The organism is Devosia sp. Z6_126 (assembly GCF_058133495.1).
On sequence record NZ_JBYUNO010000014.1, the window covers coordinates 1 to 2,178 of the forward strand.

Below are 2,178 nucleotides of genomic sequence, written 5' to 3' on the forward strand. Positions count from 1 at the left end.
ACCGCAGCTGAGGCAGTCCGGTTTGTTATCGAGGACTTGCCTGTTGCCGCACGCGCAGGATCCTATCTCGAGGTCAACGAGCAGCGTTTCGAGGGTGCTACGATTCGAGCTCTTTACGATGATGTTGCCTATCCATTAGAACGCGCGAACTGAGTGAGGCCCTAAAGGTGTCAGAAGCGATATGAGTGAAGCCGTCGAGACATCGAGTTCGCTCCTTCGGGATGTCAAGAATCTCGCACGTGCTGTGGATGCTGCTGGCATTGCCCTCTGGTCGTGGAACGTCGATACCGACGCGCTCACCATGGACGATCAGGCCTACGACTTATGGGGTTTGCGGCGAGGCGCCAAGGTCACGTTCGAGGATCTGTCCGCCCATATTCACCCAGCCGATCGAGATCGGGTCCGAGCTGTCAATCGGCCCGGAACATTGACCCCTTATTGGAGTGGGCCCTTAGGGCCGGACGCAATCAGCTTGCATCTCTGACCATGAGGCGGGCGTGTTGATCCTCGAAATGCACTGGGCTGAGATAGCCTAGGGCTGAATGGAGCCTTCGGCCATTGTAGATCTGGTCAATGAATCGGGGAAGGTGTTCGACCACATCAGCAAACGTCTCGAACTCCATCGGGTAGACGCCCTCAACCTTGAGCGTCTTCATGAAGCTTTCCGCTTTGGCGTTGTCATAAGGGTTTCCTCTTCGTCCCATCGAACCAACAAGGCCGTTGGCGACCAGGAATTGCCGATAGGCGCCAGCCGCGTATTGCGATCCGCGATCCGAGTGGTGAAGGCAACCAGGGGGCGGTTTGCGCCCCTCGAAGGCGCTATGGAGCGCTGACAGAGTCAGCCGAGCATCTATGGATCGGCTGATGGCATAGCCCACCACGCGGCGGGACCAGGCATCGAGGACGATGGCAACATAGACGAAGCCGCCGATGACGGCGACATAGGTGATGTCTGCAACCCAGAGCTGGTTTGGTCCGTCTGGGATGAACTTGGCGGCGAGATTGGAAAGATCGGCTGATCGTGATTGCTGTCTGTCGTCGCAGTGAAGCGGCGGCGAATCTTTGGCTGGAGATCGTGTTCGCGCATCAGCCGGCGGATCTTCTTGTGGTTGACGACCAGGCCTTGCTGACGAAGGGCGGCTCGGACACGACGCCACCCGTAATGTTCGAACTCATCACAGACAGCGGCCATCGCCTCGACGATTGCTGTGTCGTCGGCCGAATGCTTGGGGATTTCGTAAAAGGTGGAGCGCGCAAGTCCCATCATTCGGCATCCCTCGGTGACATTGACGCCCCTGGGCCTGTGATGGCGGATATAGTCCCGTTTTTCTGCAGCGGTGCTGGCCGAAGAGCCCCCTTTAAAAACTCCATCTCCAGCGCCTGCTTCCCGACCAAGCGTTCGAGCGCAGCAATCCGCGCTTCGTAGGCTTGAAGTAGATCGGCGGCGGCTGCATCCTCATCGAGCTCACCTGCCTGGTACTTCTCAACCCAGACCCGGATCAGCTGGCGTGAGATATCGTGCCGCTTGGACAGACCATGCAACGTCTCCCCAGCAAGATACTCTTGGGAAACCTGGCGTTTGAATTCGACACTATGGGTTCGGTGCTTGGCCATGACCTTCATCCTGTGAAAGCCCGACTGCACGGTCAATTACGAAAACCAATCCTGCCCGATCCGAAGGGCCCACTCCATCAGGGGGTCAAATTTGCACGCCGAAACACACTGGAAAGCCCGGGTGGCTCTGGCGCGCAAGCTGGCCGTGACGCTACTGACGATGTGGAAGACCAACACGAAATTCGAAAACCGGAGCTTCGCCGTATAACTCTGACAAGGAGTGCCAGGCGCGTCCGGGTCTGGCCAAGGTCATCTCGAGACTCGCTTTGCTGCACGCCCCAAGAGGAGCGATGACAGCGTGAATCACATCGAGAGACTTTTAAGCATGGCGCCATTGTGAGGCAGAACTGACCTCGGAGACGACAATGCAATGGGTGCACCGCGACAAAGAAGACCCGGAAGTTGCTTGAACGATTAGACGACAAACGGGTAGAGCGGATCTGGCGGCGAGAGGGGCTCAAGGTTCCACCAAAGCAACCCAAACGCAGGCGGCTCTGGCTCAATGACGGAGCCTGCATCCGGCTACGGCCCGAGCACCCCAACCACGTCTGGTCCTATGACTTT

Annotated in this window: 2 protein-coding genes and 3 pseudogenes; 2 read left to right on the top strand and 3 right to left on the bottom strand. The window is 57.9% G+C overall.

Annotated elements, in window-relative coordinates; translation table 11 throughout:
* Positions 1-181 precede the first annotated feature (181 nt).
* A pseudogene (locus tag AC3YOG_RS20595) lies at positions 182-409 on the top strand (histidine kinase); the annotation flags it as partial.
* Between the two features lie 58 nt (positions 410-467).
* Here AC3YOG_RS20595 and AC3YOG_RS20600 read toward each other — a convergent pair.
* The 3 genes and pseudogenes from AC3YOG_RS20600 to AC3YOG_RS20610 form a co-directional block, all read right to left on the bottom strand.
* On the bottom strand, positions 468-1,157 hold the full coding sequence (locus AC3YOG_RS20600; protein ID WP_489936466.1) for an IS3 family transposase: 690 nt from the start codon (positions 1,155-1,157) through the stop codon (positions 468-470).
* Positions 1,106-1,267 (bottom strand): annotated as a pseudogene (locus AC3YOG_RS20605) (IS3 family transposase); the annotation flags it as partial. The pseudogene AC3YOG_RS20605 and the gene AC3YOG_RS20600, both read right to left, overlap by 52 nt.
* On the bottom strand, positions 1,264-1,614 hold the full coding sequence (locus AC3YOG_RS20610) for a transposase (protein ID WP_489936467.1): 351 nt from the start codon (positions 1,612-1,614) through the stop codon (positions 1,264-1,266). The pseudogene AC3YOG_RS20605 and the gene AC3YOG_RS20610, both read right to left, overlap by 4 nt.
* Before the next feature lie 423 nt (positions 1,615-2,037).
* Between AC3YOG_RS20610 and AC3YOG_RS20615 the strand changes: the two are divergent.
* A pseudogene (locus AC3YOG_RS20615) lies at positions 2,038-2,178 on the top strand (IS3 family transposase); the annotation flags it as partial.

Bases quoted from the DNA above. Each gene is read 5' to 3' on its own strand.
- AC3YOG_RS20610 (WP_489936467.1), bottom strand. From the start codon at position 1,614: ATGGCCAAGCACCGAACCCATAGTGTCGAATTCAAACGCCAGGTTTCC.